Below are 25,297 nucleotides of genomic sequence, written 5' to 3' on the forward strand. Positions count from 1 at the left end.
CCATGAAGGCTCCCACTGGCCCGGTGACGAAGGCAGACGTCATCACGATCTCGAGATCCTTATCGTGCACGTTGCCAGAGAAAAGCGAGACGAGGGCTCCTCCCAGGGCCGCTCCAGCAGCATAGCCGGCCAGCAGGCCTAATATGGCGAAGAAGACTCTACGCATTTGGCTTTCTCCTCTGGCCTGTGTTCAGCCGAGCAGGACTTTGTGCGATTTGGCTGACGTTCTTGCCAGAAAACGAAGGCCGGACAGCATTCTTCGGTTTAACTTGCAGTGCTGGTCTCCGGGGCGACCGATCTACGCTTGGCCGACGCGAGTGAATCAGACCCCGTTTCGACGTATCGTGACACTGACCGCTTTAGTGCGACCGAACCATTATGTGATGATCCCATCCTCGAGGTTGATGATGCGATCGGCGATATCCAATATTCTATAGTCATGGGTGACGATCAAAATCGTCGTTCCATTCTGCTTGGCGAGGCTTCTCAATATCTCGACCGCCTCATGGCCGCTATTCTTATCGAGAGACGCGGTTGGCTCATCTGCGAGCACGATCTTCGGCCTGGAAACCAAGGCGCGCGCGATCGAAACGCGCTGGCGTTGTCCGCCAGAAAGCTGCTGGGGCCGATACTCCAGACGCTCCTCTAGTCCGACCTGAGTCAGAATTTGACGCGCGAGCCCGACCCGTTCCTTTTCAGAAAATACGTCATGCAGCTCAAGCGCCATGCAGACGTTCTCTGTGGCGGTCAGCGAGAGGAAGAGATTGTGCTGCTGAAAAATATACCCTGTCTGCCGCCGCACCGCGATCCGTGTGCTGGTTTCACTTCGCACCAGTTGCTCGCCGAGTACGACGACGCTTCCGGAGGTCGCAAGCCTCAGTCCTCCCAAGATGGTCAACAGCGTCGTTTTTCCGGAGCCAGAAGGCCCGGTGAGAATAACGATTTCGCCGGTTTCGATAGAAAGATGAATGTTTGTCAGGACCTGACGGCGCAACTCGCCTTGTCCGAAAGCGAAATTCAAACCCTTCACGTTGATCATGCTCATGAGAACATGTCCGCCGGATCCGTCGACTTCAACTTGCGTATCGCCAGTAAGCCAGCCAGCGCGCACATTGTCAGAATAAAAAAGAAGACGCTGGCGATACGCCCGATGGTCATCGGGAACGGGATAAAAATAGAGCGTTCCGCTACTTGATAAAGCAGCGTGGACAGCGCCATGCCCGGCAGAAATCCGAATACGGCCAGATATATTGACGAAGCAAAGACGATATTTCGCAGATAAGACTGGCTGTATCCCATGGCGACCAGAGTGGCGTATTGCGGAATGTTGTTTCCAATATCCGTGAACAAGATCTGATAGACGATCACCATGCCAACGATCAGGCCCATGAGCGTGCCGAAACCGAAAATGAAGCCGAGCGGCGCCGAATTCTCCCAGTAGGCTTGCTCGAAGCGGACGAGCTCTTCATAGGTTAAGACCTGCACCTCCTGCCCGACGAGTCGCAGGAGCGCGGCTTGCGCCGCGGCGATGTCCGCGCCCGGCGCCAGCAGCACGAAGCCGATATCAATCTGATCGAGGGATCGCGAAGGAAAAACGCGATGAAAGTTGAGATCGCTCATCACGACATTGCCGTCGGCGGCGAAAGTGGTGCCCATATTGAAGGTGCCGACGAGCTTTACTTTGCGACCGTTTATTTCGGTGATGTCGCGCCCGGAGGCGATCAACTCCTTTATCGGACCAAACTCCGGGCGCGAGGTCACGTCGAAGAGCGCCGTGTCCTGCCGCTGCAGCTCGGATCTGAACGTCGCAAATTCGTCGATATGAATGAGCTCGGCTGTGGGATCGTACCCATAAATCATCAGCGTCCGCTGGATATGGGTGTCCATATTCTTGAATTGTCCGAGCGACATGTAGAGGGGCACGACTCGCCGCACCGCCGGAAGTCCCAAGGCGCGCATCAGGATGCTTCGTTCGAAGGAGACCGGGCGCCAGAGGGCTTCCGTCTGCTTGTGCAGCAAAAACAGCTGACCCTGCATCTTCAGCGGCGCGGAAGACGCGCTGGTGTAAAGCGAATCTCGAAAGCCAAGTTGCATGAACACGAGGACGCAGGCGAACAGCACGCCCAAAGTGGCGGCAAGCAGTTTGGGCTTGTCGTAGATGAGCTGGCGCCACGCTAATCGAGCGGCGAAAAGCGCCGAGGGTAACCCGCTCACTTTTCTATTTGCACCTGAACCTGACGAAAGAGCTGGTGCCAAAGCTGCTCGATGCCTGGACGCTCCAAAGTGAGCCGCACCTCAACGATCCTATTGTCGCGGTCCGCGAGCGGATCAGCGTCGTTGACATGATTTTTGCGGACGAGAAAAGCGATCTCGCGCACCTTTGCCGGATAGGGCGCGGTCCGCTCCGGAAGTTTTACGATCGCCTTCTGACCGACTCTGACCCGTGGAATGTCGGTCTCGTAAACTTCGGCGACGACGTCCAGCTCGTTGAGATTCGCAATATCGGCCACACCGCTGGGACCGATGCGCTCGCCGGGGCGCGCATTGATCTTGATGATGACGCCGTCGATGGGCGCGGTCGACACCGCCTGCGACAGCTGCGCCTCCTTGAGCTCCAGATTGGCCTCGCTCTGATGAATGCTCGCGGTCGCAACGTCGACATCCGCCTTGGCCTTTTTCAGGCGCAACTCGACGCCATCAACCACGGAAAGCGTGGCAGAGCCGGATTTGTACAGGCTCTTCTTGCGCTCGGCGTCCCGCTGGGCGCTCTCGAGTTCGGCCTCAGCTGCAAGGTGACGCGCCTTAGCGGCGCTAATTTCCGCCACGGCGAGCGCCACTTCCGCTCGGCGACGACGCCAGTCGGAGAGCACCGCGATCCGGGTCCCCGCCTTGATGGCCTGGCCTTCCCGCACCAGTATTTCGCCGACGACGCCGCCGGTCGCGGCCGCCTCGTTCGAAACTCGGATGAGTCGCGAGCGCGGTTCGATCCAGCCCAGCGCGCCAACGCCGAGGGCCGCGGGAGCCCACGCCGTCTCCTTTATCGGTTTGGCGGGCGCGTCGTCGGCGCCCACGAAATACGCCCAGACGAAAAGCGGCAGGCCGATGGTCAACGCTGCGATGAGAAGGATCTGGAGGATCGATCGCAGGGAAACGCGACTCCGCAGCAAACGTTCCGCCCGATGCAGGGCCGCGCCATCCGACATTCCGAAACGAAATTCGTGGTTCATGTCACCCGCCGCCATGCCGTTATCGGGATTTAGACATTGCCGCCGCAGTCCTCGGACGCGCTCTGTTCCAGGCTACCTTCGACAACGCAACCGCTTATTCCTGGTCCTCGACGCCTGAGCCTTTGCGATATTAACGCCGCAGCGGACTCCGCGCCATCGTTTAATGCGATTTCATCAGCGACCGCCCTCGCACGGTCAGCATAACTCGCCGACGACAAGAGCCATTCAATATTCCGCGCCAATTGATCAGCGGAGACGTCTTTAGCCTTCAGCGTCCGCGCAACGCCAAGTCGCCTCAGGCGCTCAGCGATATCGAATTGGTCGTTACAAAATGGGGTGACAAGTTGCGGCTTGCCGGCGCGAAGCGCCTGCCCCACAGATCCCATTCCGCCGTGATGAACCACAGCGCAACACCTGGGAAACAGCAGCGAATGCGGGACGTAGCCGTGCACGGAAATCTCGGACGACATCTCTTGGCGCAATTTGTCCACATCGGCGCTATCCGCCAAAAGAATAGCACGCCTTTTGAGGGACCGAGCTGCGATCGCGCAGGCTCGAAAATAGTCTATCCGATCGATCGCGACGAGGCTCCCGAGCGTGAAGACGATAGGTTCGGACCCTGAGTCCAAAAATTCTATTAAATCGAAGGGAAGCCCCCCCGGGTCGGACGCGCCCGCAGGCGCGTTGCACCCATCGTGGAAACTATGTCCAACAACAATTTCCGATCTTCTCGGCTTGGAGACCGGGGGCATCAGGAGCGAGCTGAATAAGCCGATCGTCGCTGCGGCGCCCGGAGCGCCCACCAGAAGCTCAAAACCACGCACGCCAGGCAAACCCAGTTCATCTCTAAATCGCGCGAGCGGCGAAGCCAGGAGAGTCAACGCCGCTTCGATCGTTTTTATCAGGAGCCCATTATATCCGACGGCGAGCGGCGACCGAGATGTCATGAACGGCGCCGGCGTCCCTAACGGAGGATTGTCCGCAGAAAATAGCAGCATGGGCGAAAGAAAGACGTTGAAGAGAGGAAGATTCCGCTGTTCCGCAGCAGCCTTAGCGCCGAACGCCAAGCAATGCGTCACGACGCCATCAACATCCTTCGTCAGTTCCATGACGTCACGGTAGGCGTCGCGAAGATGTGGAAACATCACCTGATCGAATAGAAATCTTTTACTCCGCGACATTTTGGTCGCGATCTCGCCCTTCTGCATATTCAGCCGCGATGAGATTTCTCCGAGATCCGGTCGCATAGGCCTGAAGTCCAGCCCTTCTCCCTCTATGAGATCCCGATATTCTTCTGACGTGGCGATGACCGGGACGCAACCTTGCCGCTGCAGGGCGCGCCCTAATCCAATAAACGGATTCACATCGCCCAGCGTGCCAAAGGTCGCGATAAGGATCTTCGGGCGGTCTAGGGCCATTGGGTCACTTCTTTTTTGGCGGCGCGGCTCGAGACCAGCGTCCGTCGAATTTTATCGAAGCCGAAATGGCGGGCCATCAGCCAATCCATGAGGCGCGGCGGCACGAGCAGCTGTGCGTAATAGTGTAAGGCGCTGTTGCCGAGCACGAGGATGCGCAGCGGCGGCCGCGACCCGACGAGGGCGCGATGGACCGCTTCGGCCACAACCGCTGGCCCGACGGCGGTGCGCCCCTGGTCCACCGCCCATTTCTGCACGCGGCGCGCGGCTGGCCCGTAAATTGTCGGGTCGAAGGCGTCGAAAGCGGCCGATTCGGCCTTGTCCCAGATCGGCGTGGCGATCATGCCGGGCTCGATCACCACGACCGCGATTCCATAGACCGCCAATTCGCGGCGGAGCGCGTCGGACATCGCTTCGAGTGCGAATTTCGAGGCGCTGTAGGGTCCCATCAGCGGCCCGACCATGCGGCCCGCCACCGAGCTCATGTTGACGATGCGGCCTGGCGGCTCTCCCTGGGACGCGCGGGCGCCGAGCAGCGGCGCGAAGGCCTGCGTCACCCGAAGCTGGCCGATGACATTGATCTCGAGCTGGCGGCGCAGCTCCTCGATCGGCACATGCAGCAGCGGCCCCGCCACGGCCATTCCGGCGTTGTTGACGAGCCCCGCCAGCGTCCTGCCCTGGAGTCGGTCCTCGACCGTGACGGCCGCCCGCGCGACAGCATCGCCGTCGGTCACGTCGAAGACGAGAGGCGCGTAATTTTCGCCAAATTGCGCCTTCAGACGCTCGGCGTCGTCGGCCATGCGCACCGAGCCGAAAACCAGGAAATCCTTTTCGACGAGCAGCCTGACGCAGGCTTCGCCGATGCCCGTCGATGCGCCTGTAACGACCACGGCCCGCTTGGCGCCCTCGCTCATGCGGAAATCCCCTGCGCTTCGAGCAGCCGCGTCAGGGCGTCGCTCATTGAGGCGTCCCCTCGCTGATCTGTCCGCCGCTCGGCGATGGGTGCGGACGGACCTCGCTGAGCCGCGCAAGCCTTAAGCCTCGCTCTTCCAGCATGTCCGGTAGACGCGGCGAGAGTAGGAAGGCGAGTTCCTGCTCGCGGGTGACGGTCACCCAGTCCTGGGCCCTGAGCTCGTCGTCGACATGGCCGGGATGGCACATGACGAGATGGCGGCGCCCCGGCGCGCGAAGATAGGTCTCGAAGGCTCGCGCATAGTCCTTCCCCGGATCGAAAACCGAATGTCCGGAGAAACCCTCATTGGTCACGAAGCCCTGACGCAGCGCGGCGCGGCGAAAACCCGAGGACAGGCCCTGAACAGCGAGCGCCAGGGCGAGCGTTTTGGGCGCATGGGCGCCGCGCAGGACGATGCGATGGAGCTCGTCGGCGGCGTCGCGCAGCCAAACCCGACCGGCGAGCCCTCGGGCCGCTAAGGCCTCGATCAACGCGTCGCGGACGCCCGGCAGCCCATGCACATGTTGATGGCCGTCGACGTAATCCGGCTCGCGGCCCATCACCGTCTCGAAGCGGTTCAGCTGGCGATCGATCTCAGCGCGTATCTCAGCCAAGGACAACTTGCGGCGCAGGGCGAGGCGGACGACGGTCGTGACCGGCGGAAAGCTCCCGTCCGAAGCGAAGGTCGGCATCGGTCCGAGCGGGCGGCCCAGCGTGAGGTTGAAATGCAGACCGACGTCTGCGTTGCGGCAACGCCGGCGCAACTCGACCCCCATGGCGGGCCAGCGCGGACCATTCACCAGCGCCGAGACCGCCGTCAGCCGGCCGGCGTCCAGCGCCTCGAGAATGCCGATGCTCACCCCGTAGGACAGGCCGTAATCGTCGGCACAGATCGCGACGATGCGGTCGTCGCTCATTTCTCCCGCCCTTCGACCGCGCGCGGCAGTTTGGGAAACAGTCGCCGGAACGAAGGACCGGGATCCCTGCGAATGAGAGAGGCGCGTGCGCGTATCCACTCCGCAAGGATCCGGGATCGACGCTGGCTGTCGGAGAAACGGGTCGCGATGAAGCAGCCGACGCCATAGGCGCCGGAGTTGATGACGATGGCGGGCAATGTCATGAGCATCATCGTGAGCGTCTTCAGTAGATGAACGAATATGCTGAAAACGACATGCCCGCACTGGCGACAACCGCGGCAAGCAGGTCTCCACGCGCCACACGCTGTTCTTCGATCGCGAAGGCCATGGCCGCCGGCACCGAGCAGGAAACGAGATTGCCGCAACGCGGATAGACGTTGGACACCAGATGCCGCAGGCTGAACATATCGGCGAGGTCGTCGCCCGCCTTTTGCGACGCCGCGTGAGGGAAGATCGCGCGGAGCTTGTCCAACGGCGGATTGAGGTCTTGAAACACCTTGATGAGTTCGGGACCGGCCGCCTCGAATAATTCGTAGCCGTAAGACGTAAACCGGTTGCCGTTCTTGCCGATGCGCTCAGTCTGATTGCAATAGCCCTGAAAGCCGTTGACGGGGATCGTACACAGATCGGCGAGATCTGGCCGGGAGCGGAACTTGAATTTCCACTCGTTCGTCGGATCGGCTGAAAGGATGGTCGCCGTGGCCGCCTCGCCGATCGTGTACGTCGGGAACGTCCAGTTCAACTCTTCCTCGTGCCGCAGGGCGAAATTGCCAAGCCGATTGCCGGTGACGCTGAACTCGGCGTTGACGATCATCGCACGCTTGCTGCTTCCCGACTGCAGGAAGTGATAGATGATCTGCGCGCCCCGCGACCAGCTGTTGCAGGCGTCCAGCACATCGAAGCAATGCGCATTCTTGAAGCCCAGCGCATGCGCCACGAGATAAGCGCCGGCCGGCTCGATGAACCCGCGTCCGACGCCAACATAGACGAGCGTGTCGATGTCATCTTTGGTGCATTTCGCTTCTTCCAGCGCCGCGTCGATGGCGCCGGTCAAGACGCTCAACGGCGTTTCGTTTTCCTCAAGCGTGTAACGCGTCTGCGCGCCGCTGTAGGTCAGCCAGCTCTCGATTCTCTTTATCGCCGCGTCGAGATCGCCGTCATACGTCGCTTCGCTGCTTTCACGGACAATCTGAAGGATGTCTTCATTCGACAGCTTGCGCGACGGCAAGGCGGCCTTCACGGCATCAATGCGCATTTCTTATGTTCCTCGAATTCAGCAGGTGCAGATCTGATAGACTGGTCAGTCGCCTTCAGCCTAAACGCTTCAGCAAATCTCGACCGAGCGACGCGACGGTTCGTCCCTTCATGAGCTCCATGAGAGAAACTTCGACCCCGAGCGTCGCTTTGACCGCGACTTGCAATTCAACGGCCATCAACGAGTCGATGCCCATATCAGACAATTGAGCGTCTATGTCGATGCGATCGCAGGGGATGCGAAGAGTCTCTCCGACGACGCGACGAACGACGCCGACGATGTGTTCGCCACGCTGTTCCGGCTCAATCTGCGCCAGTTCAGCGCGGACGCGGTCGATGACGCTGTCGGACTCGTCACGGGCCTCACTGACAAGAGGCGCGAAGCGGGGAGCCGAACTCGCCGGATGGGTCGACGCCCACTTGGACCAGTCGACATCGACATAGGCGAATTGCGCCGTCCCCTGAAGCAGAGATCCTTCCAGATCCTCGAGCGCTTCCGTCGAGGAAATTGGCTGGATGCCTGCCCGCGCGAGGTGCTGCGCAACCGTCTTGTCACGCGTCAGCATTCCGACGTCGCCGATCGCGCCCCAATTGACGCTTTGACCGGGAAGGCCGAGCGTCTGCCGGTAGTGCGCGAGCATGTCGAGGAAGACGTTGGCCGCGACATAGTTTCCTTGCCCCGGATTGCCGATGAGCGCCGAAATCGACGAAAAACACAAGAAGAAGTCCAGCGGCGCGTTGCGGGTCACCTGGTGCAGGTTCCAGGCGCCGACCGCCTTGGGGCGATAGACCGCGTCGAACCGTTCGTCGGTGAGTCCAGAAAGCACGGTGTCGTCCAATACGGCCGCCGAATGCACGACGCCGCATAGCGGCGGAAGCTCGAGGTCGATCCGCGCCATCATCGCCGCAACATCGGCTTCGACGCTGACGTCGGCGGCGACGCTCATGACGTTGACGCCTTGCGCTTCGAGCGCCGTCACCGCGCGTCGCGCCTCGCTGGAGGCGGCGCCGCTGCGGCTGACGAGGACCAGATTCTCCGCCCCTTGCTGCGCCAGCCAACGCGCAGCGTTCAGGCCGAAGCCGCTGAAGCCGCCTGTCACCATGTAGGTGGCTTTCGGCTGAATCAGCTTTTTCTCGACTTCCTCCGGCACGACTTCGACGCGCGCGGGGTCGCTGAAGGACAGGACGATTTTACCCGTCTGCTTTGATTGCGCCATGAAGCGGAACGCGTCCGCGGCCTCGTGCAGCGGGAAGACGGTCACAGGCGTGGGGCGAAGATCGCCGCGCTCGAACCGGTCCCAGATCTGGGCGAGAAGTTCTCGAATCGCACTCGGCTGCTCGGCCATGAGTCGGTCGAGATCAATCGCTGCAAACAGGAGGTTCTTGTTGAAGGGCAGCAGCGGCAGGCGCGCGTTCTCGACGATGTCGCGCTTGCCGATCTCCACGAATCGTCCGAAGGGAGCCGTCACCTCCAAGCTTTTGACCAACGTCTCTCCCGCGATCGAGTTGAGGACGACGTCGACGCCCCGGCCGCCCGTCGACTTCAGGACGCCGTCGGCGAATTCGAGGCTGCGCGAGTCGAAGACCTGCTCCACGCCCAGCGTGCGCAGATAGTCGCGTTTCGCCTCGCTTCCCGACGTGACGAAGATACGTGCGCCGATCGATTTCGCGACCTGGATCGCCGCGAGCCCCACGCCGCCGGCGGCGGCGTGAATGAGCACGGTTTCGCCGGCCTTCAGCCGTGCGATGTCATGCAAGGCGTAATAGGCCGTCAAGAAGATGACGGGAACGCTGGCGGCCTCTTCAAACGTCAAGGACGAAGGCTTGCGCATGGCGAGCAGGCGATCGACGGGCACGCGCACATGGGAGCTGAAGGAACCCTTGAAGGAGCCCATCAACTCGTCGCCGACCTTATAGACCGTCACCCCTTCGCCGACGGCGGTGACGACGCCCGCCGCCTCCATGCCGAGTTCGGCGCCGTGATAGGAGCCCTCCAGCGCCTTGGCGGGCAACATGCCCAGGACCTTCAGCACGTCCTTGAAGTTGAGCGCCGCGGCCTTGATTTCAATTTCGATTTCGCCTGCGGCGGGAGCCGGCCGAGGAGCCTCCTCGAAGCGCAGGCTCTCGAGGCGGTTCTCGGCTCCCCGCGACAGGCGGAAGGCCTGTACGGAGGCGGCGGAGACGGTGCGTGTCTCGGGCTCCTCCTCCTCCTGGCGGAGAGCGGCCGCCGGAACAAGCCGCTGCACGCGCCGCACATCGCCCCGCAACGCGACCTCAGTCTCGGGATCGTCGCTGAGGATTTGCCGCGCGAGGAGACTGCGGCTCCCCTCCAGGGGATCCACGTCGACGGCGGTACACCTCAATTGGGGATTTTCGCCGGCGATCGTGCGCGCCAGACCTATCAGCGCGGCGTGCGCCAGATTCACCGTCTGCGCACCCGGCAAAGGCTGCGCGAGCGACGTCACGACGAACAGTCTGGGGGAAGCGTCCTCGCCCGCGTCCCGGCCTTCGAGCGCTTGCGCAAGGCGGAGGAGGCGCTTGGCTTCGCCAAGATCGCTCACGGCGTCCTGCGCGCCCGGCGTCGATTCGCCCAGGAAGACGATGGCGCGAAGCTGTGGGCTTTCGTCGACAAGCTTGCGCGCTGCGACGACGTCCGTCAGCGACTGCGCGTCCACGGTTCGAACTTTGGCGCCGGCCTCTTCAAGCGCGGCCGCGAGCTCTTTGGACGAGTCCGGACTTGCGGCGAAGAGCAGACAGTCTCCGGCCTGTTGATCGGTTTCGCCGAGCGGCTTGACCTCCCAAGCGAGCCCGTAGGATCGGCTTTCAAGCCGCTCCTCTGGCGTGAGCTTTTTCGTGTGGAGCGCCTTGCATCTGATGCCGAGGACTTCCGCCGCGACGCTGCCATCGGCGCGATAGAGAATGAGGTCGCCTTCGAACCCTTCCGAGGAATGATCGTTCACGCTGCCGTACGCCCAGAGCGGAGCGCCGCTTCCAGCGTGAAAAACCACTCGACCAACGCCAACCGGCAGATAGGTCGATTCCTGGAGCTTGTCGCCGATCGCGCCCACAAGCGTTTGGATGGCGCCGTCAAGCAGGGCCGGATGAAGCCGATAGGCCTCAAGCTCCTCCGAGGGCCCCTGAATGACCTCAAGCTCCGCCAATATCTCATCGCCGTTCCGCGTCAGAGTGCGAATCGTGCGGAAGTGCGGACCATAGGCCAACCCGTGCGCGGCCAACCGATCATAAAGCTCGGCGACGTCGACCGACTCCCGGATTCGCTCCTTCACCTCGGCCAACGATTCGGCGCCGCTCCGAGGCGACGGCAAGGCGAGCACCCGGCCCATCGCGTGCAGCGTCCAAGACTGGGTTTCGTCATCCGTCTGACCGTAGATCTGGAACTCCCTCAAGCTCCGATCGTAGATCGCGCGAACAATCGGATCTTTGAGAGTCGGGAAGACGAGCGGCCTGAGGAACGAAAGGTCTTCGAGCGTGTAACTGGCCTGTCCGCCATCAAGCAGCGACGCCAACGCCAGACCCTGCTCGATATAGCCGGCGGCCGGAAAGATGATTGATCCCTCGATGACGTGATCGGCCAGATAAGAGATCGACGGCCTGCCGAGATCATGCTCCCAGGTCGGCATGGGCGACGACACGCGGCTACCCAGCAGGGGGTGCTCCGTGTGGCCGAGTCGGTCGAGCTTGGCGGCGCTCGTCTCGTTCCAATAATATTCCCGCTGCCAGGGATACAGAGGCAGCTTCACGAAGCGCGCGCCGGCGGGAGAAAGCGCGCGCCAGTTCACGTCATAGCCGTTCGCATAGAGCGCGCCGAGGGCGGCGAGCACCGTCGCGCGCTCGGGATGCTCACGGCGTAAGGTGGCGATAGAAACGCCGCCCGCTTCGCTCGTGCGCAGAACTTCCTTGATCGACGTCGCGAGCACGGGATGCGGGCCGACCTCAACGAAGCCGCTCAGTCCGTCGGACACCATGGCGACCATCGCATCGGCGAACAGCACAGGCTTCCGCATATTGGAGCACCAATATTCCGCATCCAAATCGGGACCTTCGACGCGCCGACCGGTTACGGTGGAATAGAGCGGAATGTGCGGCGTTTGCGGGCGAAGCCCGCGCAGAGATTCCCGCAGCTCCGGCTTCAGCTCCTCCATCTGGGGGCTGTGATACGCGACCTCGACATCGAGGAATCGATTGAATATCTCGTCCTTGGCGAGTTGCTCGGCGATTGACGCCAGCGCTTCGCCATCGCCAGCCAGCGTGACCGTTGAAACGCTATTGATCGCGGCGATCGAAACTGTGTCCGGACAGGACTCCAGAATGCGTTCGGCCTGCTCTCGATTGAGGCCGGTGGCCAGCATGCGCCCCTTGCCGGCGGCCAGCTGCTGAAGTCGGCTGCGATGATAAGAAACGGCGACGGCGTCCTCGAGGCTGAGCGCCCCCGAAATGTAGGCGGCGCTCACCTCGCCGACGCTGTGTCCGACCACCGCCGCCGGATAGACGCCCCAGGAACGGAGAAGTTCGGCCAAGGCGACCTGCACGACGAAATTTGCGGGTTGCGCGATACGCGTCTGTTTGACCCGTGAGCGGCTTTTGTCCTCGCGCATCTCCTCGAGAATGGAGAAGCCGGCGAGGGGGCGGAAGATCGCGTCGATCTCCTCCGCCGCCTTGCGAAAGACCGGTTCGCTCTCGAGCAATTGCCGGCCCATGCCCCACCACTGGGGCCCCATGCCGGTAAACACGAAAATTGGTCGCGATTCGGCTCGCCGAGCCGCTTTGCCCTGAATGACGTGGTCGCTGTAGCCATGTGCGGCGAACTGCTCGAGCTCCGTCGCCATTTCGGCGGCCGAAGCGGCGACGACGCTCAGCCGGCATTCGTGGGCCGAGCGCCGAATTCGCGCCGAATGGCAAATGTCCTCAAGCGCCGCACGTCTGCCGCGCGAGAGCATCTGCGCATAGGAGCGGGCAAGAATGGTCAGCACCTTGGGATCGCGGCCGGAAAGGGTGAGGATCTGCTCTCCCGCCGACCCATCCTTCTTCTCTTCCACCCGCGGCTTCTCTGCGCGCTGAAGGACCACATGCGCGTTGGTGCCGCCAAAGCCGAAAGAATTGACTCCGCAGTATATGTCCTCATCGCCTTGCGAAAGCGGCTCGAGGCTTGTCGGCAAGCGAATGCCGAGTTCCTGGAAGGGAATCTTCGGGTTGGGATTCTGCAGATTGGCTTGCGGCGGCACGGCTCCTCGATCAAGACAGAGCGCCGCCTTGATGAGACCGGCGACGCCCGCCGCCGCTTCGAGATGGCCGATCGTCGATTTCGCCGAACCGATCAGGCAGGCGTCGTCAACCTCGCGGCCAGCGCCGATCGTGCGTCCAAGCACGCCGGCTTCGATCGGATCGCCCACCGGCGTCCCCGTGCCATGCGCCTCGACGTAGCGCACGTCGCTGAATGGCACGCCGCTTTGAGCGTAGACACGCCGAATCAGCGCCTCCTGCGCCTCGCCGCTCGGCATTGTGATGCCGTCGGTGCGCCCGTCCTGATTGACGCCCGTGCCGCGTATCGTCGCGTAGACGTGATCTCCATCGCGCATGGCGGCGGCATAGGGCTTGAGCAGGATCACGCCGGCGCCCTCGCCGCGCGCATAGCCATTGGCGCGTTCGTCGAAACTCTTGCAATAGCCGTCCGGCGCCAGGAAGTGGCCCTTGCCCATGATCATCGGATACTCGGGTCGCAACATGACGTTGACGCCGCCCGCCAGCGCCATGGAAACATGACCACGCCAAATATCCTGGCAGGCGAGATGCACGGCCACGAGCGACGAAGAGCAGGCGGTGTCCACCGAAAGGCTCGGGCCGCGCAAGTCGAAGAAGTAGGACAGACGGTTCGACAGCAGCGTCATCAGCGCGCCGGTGCCCGAATGAATGCTGATATTCTCGCGGTTAAGCGGGCTCAGCTGATCGAGCATGCTGTCAAGCGTGAAGCCACCAATATAGACGCCCGTTTCGGAGCCCGCGAGCGTTTCCGGAACGACGCCAGCGTCCTCCAGGGATTCCCACGCCACTTCCAAGAGTAGTCGCTGCTGCGGGTCTATATGGACCGCCTCCCGCGGCGATATGTTGAAGAACGCAGCATCAAAGCGATGGACCGCCTCGTCGAGAAAGCCGCCCTTGCGGGTGTAGATCTTGTTCGGTTTTTCGGGATTCTCGTTATAGAACCGATCCAGGCTCCAGCGGTCTTCAGGCACCTCGCGGATCGCCGGGCGGCCTGAGACGAGGAGGTTCCAGTATGCTTCCGGACTGTCCGCGCCTCCGGGAAAGCGGCATCCCACGCCGATGATCGCGATCGGCTCCAACTCTCCGATCTCGCCTCGAAGTCCCGATTGCTGAAGGTTCAGATTACGTTCGTCCATGGGATATCTCTGGCTGTGCACAGGTGGTTGGGATCATGCGTCGCCAAAGCGCGCATGCGAGGCTCTTTTTGAAGACCAAAGCATTCGGGTCAGGCCCTAGAAACGACGCCGACCTCATTGCTTAGAGATACAACGTATTATTTCGTTCAGTTGCCTCCAAATGCATGACATAATTGGATAATTATCCATCCAAGCTTCTCCGATTGAAACAATTAGACGTATTCGACCGGCAACATTCGCAGGCTAAAAGTGCACTGCAGCATATCCGCTAATTGATGCCGTGCCGCAAGTCAATATGTATGCAATCAACTGCTCGCCAATTTCTTGTGAGCGATGTCACAATAGTGCCAAAAAACGCTCAGTCGCAAATTGGACGCATTTAAAACTGGCGCGGGAGCGTCTTTGGTGTGCACGCAGTGACCGAAAAACCGGCAGGCTGGCTTAAGCATGGGCGGATGAATAGGGCGATCGGACCTTCAGGCCGGAGTGCGGGTCCACCGCGCAGTTTGGCGAGGATCGTTCGCCGTCCGGCAGGATCTTGAGCGCTTCGTCGCGTTGAGCGTCTTTTACGAAGCTCTCCCACATGCCGGCGCGCTCAGTGACATTTCCTTTGAACTGCTTCGGCGCTTCCCGGCGCCCGCCAAACGGGATGGCTCGTGACCGCCGCGCTTGCGCCGCTAGTCGCCGGGGAACTCCACCATCAACGTCGTGCCGGCGGCGGCTTGCATCTCCAACGATCCGCCCAGCTGACGCGCAAAGGCCTGCATGATGCTCATCCCGAGAGAGCCAGACGCAGCCGCAGACGCCGGCGCGATCCCGGGCCCGTCGTCGCGAATGATGAGCTGCAGACGGCCGTTCGCCTGCTTGAGCAAGGCGACTTCGAATTTCGATCCGGCGCCTTTTTCGAAAGCGTGTTTGACGGCGTTGAGCGCGGCTTCATTGACCAGAAGCAACACCGCGGTCATCTGATCCAGCGACAATTTTGCGTCTGGGGATATATCTAACGACAGCTGGATCGGCAGGTCGCCAAAGTCATTGCGCAACATCTCGTCAAGAATAGGCGCGAGTCCCTGTTCGTAGCTCGTTTTGTCGTAAAGCCGGCGATGCAATGCCGACATCGCCGCGATCCGATCTTCAGCGGCCGCGATCCGTTCGGCGGCCGTCACGTCGAGCACCCCCCGCCGGGCGTTGCTGATCATCGCCAGGACAATTTGGAGGTTGTTTGCGACGCGATGCTGAAGCTCGCGGAACAGGCTGACCTGCACCTGGTTCGCCGCTTCCAGACGCCTGATCAGATCGGCCATTCCCGCCACGAGAATAAGCAAAAAGCCGCCGACGAGGAGAAATCCGATCAGCGGGAATATTGCGTTCTGGTCTCTGAGCACAAACGAGTTGCGCGGCTCGAAGAAAAAATACCACCCCGACAGAGCGGAGAGCGCCAACACCATCGCGCCCTGACGCCAGCCGCACAGCAGCGCACTGGCCGCGATCGCCGGATAAAAGGTGAGAAACTTCATCGGATCGAGCCAGCGATCCAACAGGATGCGAACAGACAGGCTCGCGCCGAATAATGTGAGAGCAATGATCCAGGAGGGCGCGCCCTCTATTCTTTTCGACGCCCTGTAGACTTTCGTCGCCCACGCCACCTCGAGCACCCTGACGTCACTTGCCGAAATTCCGTGATTTCCGTCCCACTCGGGCGCGCGAATAGTTGCATAGCGCATAGTTCAGAACAAGATCGCATGCGCTGCTGGCATCGCTCGCTTCGAGTTTCGGCGGGCGGACCCTTCCCCGCATAACGTCTTTGAGGCCTCTGCGCCTCTCTCGGCTCCGAGAGAATTTTCCTGCCAGGGGAACAAGTCGGATCGCCCGAGGTTTCGCTCACGGGATACTCGCGTTTCGTCGCGGTTTTTGTCGGAGTTTTTCTGATGGGCTCAAAGCGCAAACCGTCTTCCTCGAGCGAATCCGCCAGGGCTAACGCTGGCAAGAGTCAAACCGAGCAACCAGCTCTTGTCGCAGCCGAGGTTGAGATGTCTTACGCGCAGCCGCAAGGCGACGGCGGTGAAACGCACCAGACCGCGAACGACGAAGTTGAGACGCTCACCACGCAGCAGGGCATTCCGGTTTCCGACGACCAAAACACGCTTCGCATTGGCGCGCGCGGTCCGAGTCTGCTTGAAGACTTCCATTTCCGCGAGAAAATCTTCCACTTCGACCATGAGCGCATTCCCGAACGCGTGGTTCACGCGCGCGGCTTCGGCGTGCATGGCTACTTCGAACTCACGAAATCGCTCGCAGACGTGACGCGCGCGGATCTTTTCCAGCGGGTGGGCGAGCAGACGCCGGTGTTCGTGCGGTTCTCGACGGTAGCCGGCAACAAGGGATCCTTCGACCTTGCGCGCGACGTGCGAGGCTTCGCGGTGAAGCTCTACACCAAGGAAGGCAATTGGGATCTCGTCGGCAATAACATCCCGGTGTTCTTCATCCAGGATGCGATCAAGTTTCCGGACTTGATCCACGCGGCGAAGCCTGAGCCCGATCGCGGCTTCCCCCAGGCGCAAACGGCGCACGACAACTTCTGGGACTTCGTTTCGCTCTCGCCGGAGAGCTTTCACATGATCATGTGGATCATGTCGGATCGCGCCATTCCGCGCTCCTTCCGCTTCATGGAAGGCTTCGGGGTTCATTCTTTCCGTTTCGTCAACGCAGATGGCAAGTCGACGTTCGTCAAGTTTCACTGGAAGCCGAAGCTCGGTCTGCAGTCAGTGCTTTGGAATGAAGCAGTGAAGATCAATGGCGCCGATCCCGATTTCCATCGGCGAGATCTTTGGGACGCGATCAAGGGCGGACATTTCCCGGAATGGGAACTCGGCCTTCAGCTCTTTGACGAGGAGTTCGCCGACACATTCGAGTTCGACATTCTCGACTCGACCAAGATTATTCCCGAAGAGCAGATTCCCGTGCAGATCGTCGGGCGCCTCGTGCTCGACCGCACCGTGGACAATTTCTTCGCGGAGACCGAACAGGTCGCTTTCTGCACGCAGAACATCGTTCCGGGCATCGATTTCAGCGACGATCCGCTGCTCCAGGGCCGCAACTTCTCCTACCTCGACACACAGTTGAAGCGACTCGGCAGCCCGAACTTCACCCATCTCCCGGTCAATGCGCCGCGATGCCCCATGGCGCATTTCCAGCAGGACGGGCATATGGCGATGAAGAACCCCAAGGGCCGCGTCAATTACGAGCCCAACAGCTGGGGCGCGCTCGGCGGACCGCGCGAGAATCCCGAGCGCGGCTTCACCTCATACCCAGAAGAAGTCGCCGGGCCGAAGACGAGACGTCGCGCCGAAAGCTTCGCCGATCACTACAGCCAGGCGCGGCAATTCTTCATCAGCCAGACGCCGATCGAACGCAAACATATCGGCGACGCGCTCGTGTTCGAACTGAGCAAATGCGAGCGCCCGGACATTCGCTCCAGAGTCGTGTCGCATCTCTTGAACATTGACGTTGCGCTCGCGACACGCGTGGCTGACGGCTTGCGGCTTGAAATGCCCGATCCGGCGAAGGCCGCGCGCCCGACTCGCCAAGAACTTCCCCCCTCCGCGCCGTTGAGCATGCTGACACGTCCGAAATCCTTCACAGGGCGCAAGCTCGGGATTCTCGTGACTGACGGCGCCGACGCGAAGCTGTTGAAGGCGCTGATCGAGGCCGTCGAAAAGATTGGAGCGGTTTACGAGATTGTCGCGCCCCACATCGGCGGCGTGGTGCTTGACGACGGCGCCATGCAGCCGGCCGCGCAAAAGATCGACGGAGGTCCGTCGGTGCTCTACGACGCCGTCGCCATCGTCGCGTCGGAGACCGGCGCCGCCGATCTCGTCGCCGATGCCGCCGCGCGCGATTTTGCAAGCGACGCCTTCGCGCACTGCAAGTTCATCGGCTTCACCGAGAGCGCATTGCCGCTGCTGGGGAAAGCCGGCGTCGCCGACGCGCTGGACGACGCGTGCATGCAGCTTACGACCGTCAAGGACGTGGCCACGTTCATCGCGGCCTGCGCCGAACTTCGTTACTGGCCCAGAGAAATGACGGTCGATCTCGACGCGTGATGCGGTCACGCATGACAGAACAGTCAAGTCAACAACCGCGCAACAGGAGAACCAAAATGCCAACGGCAAGCACGGGCAGCAGCACGAAAAGGTCGAAGCCCCGAACGGGCGCGAAGACGTCGGCCAGCGCCTCCAAAACGGCGGACGCCATCAAGCTCCTGAAAGAGGATCACCGAGAGGTGAAAACCTGGTTCAAACAGTATGAAAAGCTGCAGAACGAGACCGAGAAGGAGGCTCTCGCCCGAAAAATTTGCGCCGCGCTGACTGTTCACGCCAAGATCGAAGAGGAAATCTTCTATCCGGCGCTGCGCAAGAGCATCGACGACGACGAGCTTCTCGACGAAGCCGAAGTTGAGCACGCAAGCGCCAAACAGCTGATCGCCGAAATCCTCTCGATGTCGCCGCAAGACCATCTCTTCGATGCAAAGGTCAAGGTGCTTGGCGAATATGTCATGCATCATGTCCAGGAAGAAGAGCAGGAAATGTTTCCCGAGGCGCGCAAGAGCGATGTCGACCTCGACGCCCTGGGCGTGAAGCTTTCGAAGCGTAAAGCCGAGCTGATGAAAAAAGCGGCCTGATCCCGGCCGCTTCAACGTCATTCACGCCGCGGCGGCTGGCACGTCATGCGCATGCACGTCGCGGCCGGAATGTTTGGCGATAATGCGCTTGGCGGTTTCCTCAAGCGCGTCGTTTCGCGTTCGCACCCAGAGCAACAAGCCGCCATGGTCAAGTTGCTCCTGGAGATATTTCGCGTGACGCTCCTCCATGAATTCGCCAAGCACACCGCCGATGAGGCCGCCAAATTCCGCGCCGATCAGGCCGCTCACGAGAAGCATCGCGAGGGCTCCCCCTGACGCGAGCGCCGCGCCGGCCGCCACGGTGGCGCCGACATAGACAAGACCGCCTATGAGCGCGCCCTCTTTCTTGCTCAAAGCTTCCCTCGGCGCATAGGCCACGCGCGGGGCGGCGCCGTCGTCTTCGGCCGCCTCCACCTTTTCATATTTATGACCGAGCTTGCCGACGATCGCCTTTTCCCCCGCGAGCAGGCTGATGTCGCTAAGATCGAATCCCGAATTCAACAATTCCTCGACAGCGCTCTCGAGCACATAGCCGTCTGAGAAAACGCCGACCACCTCTCGCGCCCGCCGCTCCGTACTGGACATGCCGCCCTCCCCTGCCCTTGCACGCCTCGATCCGCTTCGAAGCGTCCCGCCGCATCCGGCTGTTCGGGCCAGAGTGCTGCCGAAGGCCGGCCCTTGGCAAGAGCCGCATTGACGCTGGCGAGGAGCTAAGGAGAGCGCAAGGCGGACCGGGATGTATCGGCAGAGGCCGCCAGCAGGGAGAGGTATTCCCAGGCCATCGTCGCGCCGGCGAGCGCGGTGATTTCGGAAACATCATAGGCCGGCGCCACTTCGACGACGTCCATCCCGGCGAAGTTCAGACCGGCGAGCTTGCGGATGATCGATTGCGCTTGCCACGTGGCCAGACCGCCGATTTCCGGCGTCCCGGTCCCGGGGGCAAAGGCCGGATCAAGCGCGTCGACGTCGAACGTCAGATAGACCGGGGCGTCGCCGACGACTTCGACGATCCGCGCGGCGATCGCCGCTGGCCCAATCTCATGCGCCTCCTGCGCGGCGACGATCGTGACGCCTTGTCCAAGCGTCCAGTCGTAGACGTCGCGCTGCACCGGCGAGCGAATGCCGATCTGGATCATGCGGCGCGCATCGACGACGCCTTCGTTGATCGCATGATAGAACATCGAGCCATGCGCATAGGGCTGGCCGAAATTATCGGGCCATGTATCGACGTGGGCGTCGAAATGAATCAACGCCAGCGGGCCGCGTCTTTTCGCGCAGGCGCGCAAGAGAGGCAGCGTGATGCCATGGTCGCCGCCAAGCGTCACGAGATGCGCATAGGCTGAGGCCTGATCCTCGATGAGCTTCAGACTCGCGGCGATGTCGCCCAGCGCGATGGCGAAATCCCCTACGTCGGCGAGCGGCAGATCGACGGGGGACGCCCAGTGCGAAGGATGCGCGCCGTCGATCAACATACGACTGGCGTGACGAATCGCCGACGGCCCGAAGCGCGCGCCGCTGCGGTTGGTCGTGCCGATGTCGAAAGGGACGCCAGCGACGACAACCGCCGCGTCGGCGCCCGGTGCGACGCCGAGGAAGGTCGGCGGAGCGGCGAATGTCGGCGTCCCGCTCATGGCGAACCGTCGAGTTTGACGAAGCGGAACACCGCCGCGGCGACCGCGCAGGTCCAATCGCCGTTCGGCGCGCCTTCGGCCGCCGCGGTCAAAGACAGGCTCTCGACGATCAGTTCGCTTGTTTCATAGACCTTCTTGCGCTCGTTCCAGGCGGCGTCAGGATCGAATTCGATCCCGAGCGTCGAAGCGAGCATCGTCGCCGCGAGATCTTCCGCATAATCGCCGCTCTCGCGCTCCGTCATGCCATAGCCGTGGTGTTCCGAAATATAGCCGTAGAGCGTCGGCTCCCTTGGCCGGGCGAGGCCGATGCTCGCCGTGATGCGCCTTCCGGGCTCGTCGGTCTCAGCGCGCGCAAGCACCGTGAACGTGATTTCGCCGGGCTGAAGCGTCGCGACGCCCCGCTCCGCCGGAACGATTTCGCATCCCGCCGGTAGAATGGACGACACCGCCACGAGGTTCTGCTGTTCGATGTCGGCGTCGCGCAGCGCATATTCGAACGCCGTCAGACGATGGCGGTGGACACCGACGCCGCGCGTGAGAAAGACGCATTGCGGAATGGGAAACATCGAACCCGCTCCCTCGCGCGAAGACCACCGCCTCAATTAGGACAGGGCGCCCGTTCGGCCATAAGCATTTTAGCAAGCTTCGTCTATGGCCTCGCGCGCGCGAACCGGCTAGAATCGTCAAGCGGGCTGCTCGCGACCATTGGCGCAACATATCTCCATGGCATGAAAATTTTGATGGCATGAAAATTTTGCTGCTCGGCGGCTCCAACGCCGGAATGCGGGAAGGCTGGGCCTTCCAATTTCAACGGCAGGCGTCGGCGCACGAGGTCGAGAATCGTTTTCTCGGCGCGGTAGGATCGCTTTACGGTTTGCTGGCGCTCTTGAAGATGGAGCGCGACGCGACGGCTTCTCCGGACGTCGTCATTTTCGAATATTGTCTCAATGACATTCTGCTTTTCGCCGCCGGCTGTCTACGCCCGAGCCTCGTCGCCGATACGCTCGAAGCGATCGCAGCCTGTTGCGCCCGGCGCGGAATTCGCCTGATGTTTCTCTGTCTGGACCCACGGCCGACGGCGTCCAAATCCTTGCGCAGCGCAACGCGGCGCGCGCATCGGCTCTACGCGGACGCGGCGACGCGTTATGCGACGCCCGCCATCTGGCTCGACGAGATTTTCTCAGGAAGCCCGACCGCGGCGCATTATCAGGACGAAAACCATCTGACGGTCGACGCCTCAATGGCGGTGGCCGCCGCGGTGCTGAGCCGGATCGGCGACGCGCGCATTCCCTTCGCGCCCAAAGCCGAGATTCGCTTCGATTACGTCGATGCGGCGCAGGCGCAGCGGAGCGGGGCATGCGAGCTTCGTCACATTGACTCGAAGGTTTTCGAAGGCGCGTTCATCCGTCTCAACCGACAGAGCGAATGCTATTGGCCCGGAAGGGGCCGTCTCGTCGCGCTGATGCTGCGGTCCGACGATAGCAGCGGCGAATATCTCATTCGCGCGCCGCGATGCGTCTATCGTAAGAACCCTTGCTCGAAGATGCAGGAGATCGTCGCCAATCTCATGCTGCTGCATTACGTGACGCGCGAAATCGTCACGGACCGCGGCGTCGCCATCGCAATGCCCGACGACGAAGCGGCGGTGAGACGCGCTCCAGAGGATGCGACGCTCCTCGCCGTTCCGCCGACCGCGGATTTTTTGGACCAGACTCTCGATATCCACGCCGCGATCTTCTGGCGGCCAAGATCCATCGCGAGCAAAATCGCAGCGCTCTTGCGCCGGTGAACCGCTGGACGTCGCGCTATTTTTTGCAGGTCGGCGTCGGCTGCAAGACGAGATCCGTCATGTCGCCGCGCAAGACGAAGTCGCCATAGTCGAGCTTCAGCGCGCGCGAGACGCCGTTTTCATAAAGGTCGAAGGACAGCACATAAATCGGCTGCCCGTCCTTCTTGCCCAGCTCGAAATAGGAAATCGCAACCGGCCAGCGACGGATATTGTTGAGCGCATTCACGCGCGCGACCTTTTCCTGGGGCGGCTCGGTCGTCGGCTTGCCAATGACCGTTAAAGTATCGAACGCCTTCTCGCCGTCGCCCGTGCCGTCGAAGACCCGCGCTTCCAGCAGCTGTTCGCCGGCCGCGGCCGTGTCGACGATCTTGCGCAAATGTTCCGTCGGAAAGAGCATCGGACCGGACAGCTCCAGGCGCGTGCGCTTTGGCTTTGCAAGATCGATGGCCAGCCGGGCGTCGGCGGATTTTTTGGCCTTTCCGTCGACTTCATCGGTTCGCGAGTTGTCGACTTTGGTCTCCACCTTGAAACGAAAGTCGGCGCCGTCGCCGCCCTCGAATGTCGCCGAACGCATGTCGGAGAGCTTGGCCGCCCCTTCCGAGGGCTGCAATTCGGTGATCTGGCGAAAGTTCTGCACATAGCCTTCGCAGGCCGAACCGGAAAAGTCGAAGGCGATCCTGCCGCGCGCCTGCGCTGGCGCCTTCGCGCCGCTCGATTTCAACAGGCTCAGATCATAAACAGCGCGATGATTGGCGAGCGGCAATGCGCGCTCGGCGAACGCCTGGCCAACCGGCGTCGCCGCGCAGATCGCGGCGGCCAGCACGCGTAACGAAATCATTGGTCCTCTTTCTGTGTGGCGGCGCCTGCGACGCCATTGCGTCGCGTGGAGTAGGAAACTAGGGTCGCGCTCCATTGGGAGCAACGACTTTCTCTTTGAGGAGGCGCTATGACCGCACCGTCCGACACCCCGCTCGCGCGGCTGCAAGCGCTGGGACTGACTCTACCCGCTGCGGCCGCGCCGGTCGCCAACTATGTTCCTTTCGTGCGCGCGGGCGCCCTCCTGTTCATATCGGGACAGCTGCCGCTCGGCGCCAATGGCGTCGACCCGGCGCATCAAGGTAAGCTCGGCGCCGGCGTTTCGCTTGAGGCCGGGCAGTCCGCCGCGCGTCAGGCGGCGCTCAACGTCCTCGCCCAAGCCAACGCCGCCATCGGCGATCTTGCGAAGCTGCGCGCCGTCCGGCTCGGCGGCTATGTCAACAGCGCCCCCGACTTCGCGTCGCTGCCGCAAGTCGTCAACGGCGCTTCCGATCTCGTCGCCGCCGTGTTGGGCGAGAACGGCAAACATGCGCGCTTCGCCGTTGGGGTTGCGCAATTGCCTCTCGACGCCGCTGTCGAAATCGAGGGCGTGTTCGAGATTCTTCCGTGAACTCCCGCGATTTTTCGTGGCTGACGGCGCGGCCGATCGCCCACCGCGGGCTGCATGACGCCCGCAAGGGCGTGATCGAAAATTCAATTTCGGCCGCCCGCGCGGCGATCGCCGCGGGCTTTGGCGTCGAATGCGACGTGCAGCTCGCAGCCGACGGCGAACTCGTCGTATTTCACGACGAGACGCTGGAGCGCCTCACCGACAGCGCTGGGGCGGTCGCGATGCGCAGCGCGGATGAGCTCAGTCGTCTGAGGCTGCGCGGCGCCAATGACGCCATTCCGAGGTTTTCCGAGTTTCTCGCCGCGATCGGCGGGCGAACGCCGATCATTGTAGAGATCAAGAGCGCCTTCGATGGCGACACGACCGCGGCGCAGCGCACGGCGCTGGCGCTGGCGCGTTACAGCGGTCCCGTCGCCGTAGAAAGTTTCGACCCCGATCAGATCGCCTTTCTTCGCGCGCGCGCCGCCGCGCTTGGAATCGCGCATCGGCCGCTCGGCATCGTCGGCGAGGCGCATTACGACGCGGATGATTGGCCGCAGCTGTCCACCGCACAGCGTGCGGAGCTCACGCACTTTCTGCACTACAGGCGCACGCTGCCGGATTTCCTGTCTTGGCGCGTGCGCGATCTTCCGCACGCCATTCCGCTGCTGCTACGCGAGGCGCTCAAGATTCCCGTAACGACCTGGACCGTGCGCTCGCCCGAGATGGCGGCGCGGGCGCGAGAATGGACCGATCAGATCGTCTTCGAGGGCTTCGCGCCGTAAGCGCTCGAATCGCGCGGCGTGCGCCGCCGCATCCGCCCCAGCGGCGATTCTTGTTAGCAGAGGCGATCGGGGCGCGACATGGATCGCAATCGAGCGCCCCTCGATCGACGGGAGCAACATCGCCATGCGCCTCCGCGGACGTTCAATTCGCCTTGTGCTAACAATTGGGATCGCGGCGATCCTGGGAGTCGGAACAGTCGTCGCCGACGCAAAAGACGGATCCTTCGACGCTGACGGCGCCCGCCGCGCAACAGGCGAAATGGATCGCGACAAGACGCTGCAATCCAGCGCGCGCGCCTGTCCGGCGGACGTCTTCCGTAAGGAAGCCTCGCTTGGCGGATTGCTCCTGGGGGATATAGCGGTCACGCGCGATCACTGCGCGGCCCGCCCTGAGGAATGCTATCAAGCCTGCATTGGCAAGCGCAGCGGCGAACACTGCTTCCGGTTGGCGCTTGCGCTTCAGGAGAATGACAGCGTCATCGCGCCGCGCTACGCGCAGCTCATGTTCGCAACGGCCTGTGCGCTTGGCAAGGCCTCCGGCTGCACCAACCGCGCCGCGCATATGCGCAACGCCGCCGAAGAGGGCGATCCGCTCGAGTCGCTATCCGCCAAGGCCAAAGATCGCTGTCAATTTCGCAGCTTTAAGATCGCCTGCGACAAAAACGATCATTGGGGGTGCGCCATGCTCGGACAGGCGTACCGCAACGGCGAGGGCGTAAAGAAAAGCCTTGCCCTCGCGCGTCGCTCCTACAGGAAATCCTGCAAGCTCGATCCAGAATTCGCCGCCTGCGATTTTTCCCGCCGCGCGCTGACGTCCATGTGACT

General features: G+C 62.1%; 21 protein-coding genes. 6 read left to right on the forward strand and 15 right to left on the reverse strand.

Translation table 11 applies throughout. The features are described 5' to 3' along the window. Positions 1–376 precede the first annotated feature (376 nt). The 10 genes from IYY11_RS12160 to IYY11_RS12205 form a co-directional block, all read right to left on the reverse strand. On the reverse strand, positions 377–1,045 hold the full coding sequence (locus IYY11_RS12160; protein WP_196404101.1) for an ATP-binding cassette domain-containing protein: 669 nt from the start codon (positions 1,043–1,045) through the stop codon (positions 377–379). After that, a complete protein-coding gene (gene devC, locus IYY11_RS12165) occupies positions 1,042–2,214 on the reverse strand; it encodes an ABC transporter permease DevC (protein WP_109025144.1) in 1,173 nt (390 codons plus the stop codon). The genes IYY11_RS12160 and devC overlap by 4 nt, the downstream gene beginning before the upstream one ends. After that, on the reverse strand, positions 2,211–3,227 hold the full coding sequence (locus tag IYY11_RS12170; RefSeq protein WP_196404221.1) for an HlyD family efflux transporter periplasmic adaptor subunit: 1,017 nt from the start codon (positions 3,225–3,227) through the stop codon (positions 2,211–2,213). Before IYY11_RS12170 ends, devC begins: the two co-directional genes overlap by 4 nt. Positions 3,228–3,256: 29 nt before the next feature. Then, entirely contained in the window at positions 3,257–4,645 is a 1,389-nt protein-coding gene (locus tag IYY11_RS12175; protein WP_246719903.1) for a glycosyltransferase, read from the reverse strand. Beyond that, positions 4,636–5,556: an SDR family NAD(P)-dependent oxidoreductase gene (locus IYY11_RS12180; protein ID WP_196404102.1), complete on the reverse strand. Its 921-nt coding sequence runs from the start codon at positions 5,554–5,556 to the stop codon at positions 4,636–4,638. Before IYY11_RS12180 ends, IYY11_RS12175 begins: the two co-directional genes overlap by 10 nt. 43 nt (positions 5,557–5,599) lie before the next feature. After that, positions 5,600–6,511, reverse strand: coding sequence for a ChbG/HpnK family deacetylase (locus tag IYY11_RS12185; protein WP_196404103.1), 912 nt, complete (start codon positions 6,509–6,511; stop codon positions 5,600–5,602). Further along, the gene (locus tag IYY11_RS12190; RefSeq protein WP_196404104.1) at positions 6,508–6,714 is read right to left on the reverse strand and encodes a hypothetical protein; all 207 of its coding nucleotides are present in this window, start codon (positions 6,712–6,714) and stop codon (positions 6,508–6,510) included. Before IYY11_RS12190 ends, IYY11_RS12185 begins: the two co-directional genes overlap by 4 nt. 20 nt (positions 6,715–6,734) lie before the next feature. Continuing rightward, positions 6,735–7,766: a 3-oxoacyl-[acyl-carrier-protein] synthase III C-terminal domain-containing protein gene (locus tag IYY11_RS12195; protein WP_196404105.1), complete on the reverse strand. Its 1,032-nt coding sequence runs from the start codon at positions 7,764–7,766 to the stop codon at positions 6,735–6,737. 55 nt (positions 7,767–7,821) lie between these two features. Further along, complete coding sequence (locus tag IYY11_RS12200; protein WP_196404106.1) at positions 7,822–14,181, reverse strand: type I polyketide synthase; 6,360 nt, start codon at positions 14,179–14,181, stop codon at positions 7,822–7,824. Between the two features lie 677 nt (positions 14,182–14,858). Next, entirely contained in the window at positions 14,859–15,905 is a 1,047-nt protein-coding gene (locus tag IYY11_RS12205; RefSeq protein ID WP_246719904.1) for a sensor histidine kinase, read from the reverse strand. Positions 15,906–16,211: 306 nt separating this feature from the next. Here IYY11_RS12205 and IYY11_RS12210 point away from each other — a divergent pair, with 306 nt between their 5' ends. Beyond that, complete coding sequence (locus tag IYY11_RS12210; protein WP_196404107.1) at positions 16,212–18,284, forward strand: catalase; 2,073 nt, start codon at positions 16,212–16,214, stop codon at positions 18,282–18,284. A 28-nt stretch (positions 18,285–18,312) separates the two neighbouring features. Here IYY11_RS12210 and IYY11_RS23310 read toward each other — a convergent pair whose 3' ends face one another. Then, positions 18,313–18,435: a hypothetical protein gene (locus IYY11_RS23310; protein WP_281431698.1), complete on the reverse strand. Its 123-nt coding sequence runs from the start codon at positions 18,433–18,435 to the stop codon at positions 18,313–18,315. Positions 18,436–18,463: 28 nt separating this feature from the next. On the opposite strand from IYY11_RS23310, the gene IYY11_RS12215 reads away from it, so the two are divergent. Beyond that, positions 18,464–18,862 (forward strand): hemerythrin domain-containing protein, encoded by a 399-nt coding sequence (locus IYY11_RS12215; RefSeq protein ID WP_312029730.1) that lies wholly within the window; start codon positions 18,464–18,466, stop codon positions 18,860–18,862. A 21-nt stretch (positions 18,863–18,883) separates the two neighbouring features. Here the strand turns inward: IYY11_RS12215 and IYY11_RS12220 are convergent, their stop codons facing one another. The 3 genes from IYY11_RS12220 to IYY11_RS12230 form a co-directional block, all read right to left on the reverse strand. Further along, positions 18,884–19,447: a hypothetical protein gene (locus IYY11_RS12220; protein ID WP_196404109.1), complete on the reverse strand. Its 564-nt coding sequence runs from the start codon at positions 19,445–19,447 to the stop codon at positions 18,884–18,886. Positions 19,448–19,572: 125 nt separating this feature from the next. Continuing rightward, positions 19,573–20,493 carry an agmatinase gene (gene speB / locus IYY11_RS12225; RefSeq protein WP_196404110.1) on the reverse strand — a complete coding sequence of 307 codons (921 nt, stop codon included), beginning with the start codon at positions 20,491–20,493 and terminating at the stop codon, positions 19,573–19,575. After that, positions 20,490–21,059, reverse strand: coding sequence for a pyruvoyl-dependent arginine decarboxylase (locus IYY11_RS12230; RefSeq protein WP_196404111.1), 570 nt, complete (start codon positions 21,057–21,059; stop codon positions 20,490–20,492). Before IYY11_RS12230 ends, speB begins: the two co-directional genes overlap by 4 nt. A gap of 179 nt (positions 21,060–21,238) precedes the next feature. Between IYY11_RS12230 and IYY11_RS12235 the strand changes: the two genes are divergently transcribed. Beyond that, positions 21,239–22,282 (forward strand): hypothetical protein, encoded by a 1,044-nt coding sequence (locus IYY11_RS12235; RefSeq protein WP_196404112.1) that lies wholly within the window; start codon positions 21,239–21,241, stop codon positions 22,280–22,282. 16 nt (positions 22,283–22,298) lie between these two features. Here IYY11_RS12235 and IYY11_RS12240 read toward each other — a convergent pair whose 3' ends face one another. Then, on the reverse strand, positions 22,299–23,120 hold the full coding sequence (locus IYY11_RS12240; protein ID WP_196404113.1) for a cell envelope integrity EipB family protein: 822 nt from the start codon (positions 23,118–23,120) through the stop codon (positions 22,299–22,301). Positions 23,121–23,228: 108 nt separating this feature from the next. Here IYY11_RS12240 and IYY11_RS12245 point away from each other — a divergent pair, with 108 nt between their 5' ends. The 3 genes from IYY11_RS12245 (at position 23,229) to IYY11_RS12255 (ending at position 25,295) form a co-directional block, all read left to right on the forward strand. Further along, positions 23,229–23,708, forward strand: a complete 480-nt coding sequence (locus IYY11_RS12245) for a RidA family protein (protein ID WP_196404114.1) — start codon at positions 23,229–23,231, stop codon at positions 23,706–23,708. Beyond that, entirely contained in the window at positions 23,705–24,472 is a 768-nt protein-coding gene (locus tag IYY11_RS12250) for a glycerophosphodiester phosphodiesterase family protein (RefSeq protein ID WP_196404115.1), read from the forward strand. The genes IYY11_RS12245 and IYY11_RS12250 overlap by 4 nt, the downstream gene beginning before the upstream one ends. A 124-nt stretch (positions 24,473–24,596) precedes the next feature. Then, positions 24,597–25,295: a tetratricopeptide repeat protein gene (locus tag IYY11_RS12255; RefSeq protein ID WP_210331335.1), complete on the forward strand. Its 699-nt coding sequence runs from the start codon at positions 24,597–24,599 to the stop codon at positions 25,293–25,295. Positions 25,296–25,297 lie beyond the last annotated feature (2 nt).

The organism is Methylocystis sp. H62 (genome assembly GCF_015709515.1).
Lineage (GTDB): Bacteria > Pseudomonadota > Alphaproteobacteria > Rhizobiales > Beijerinckiaceae > Methylocystis.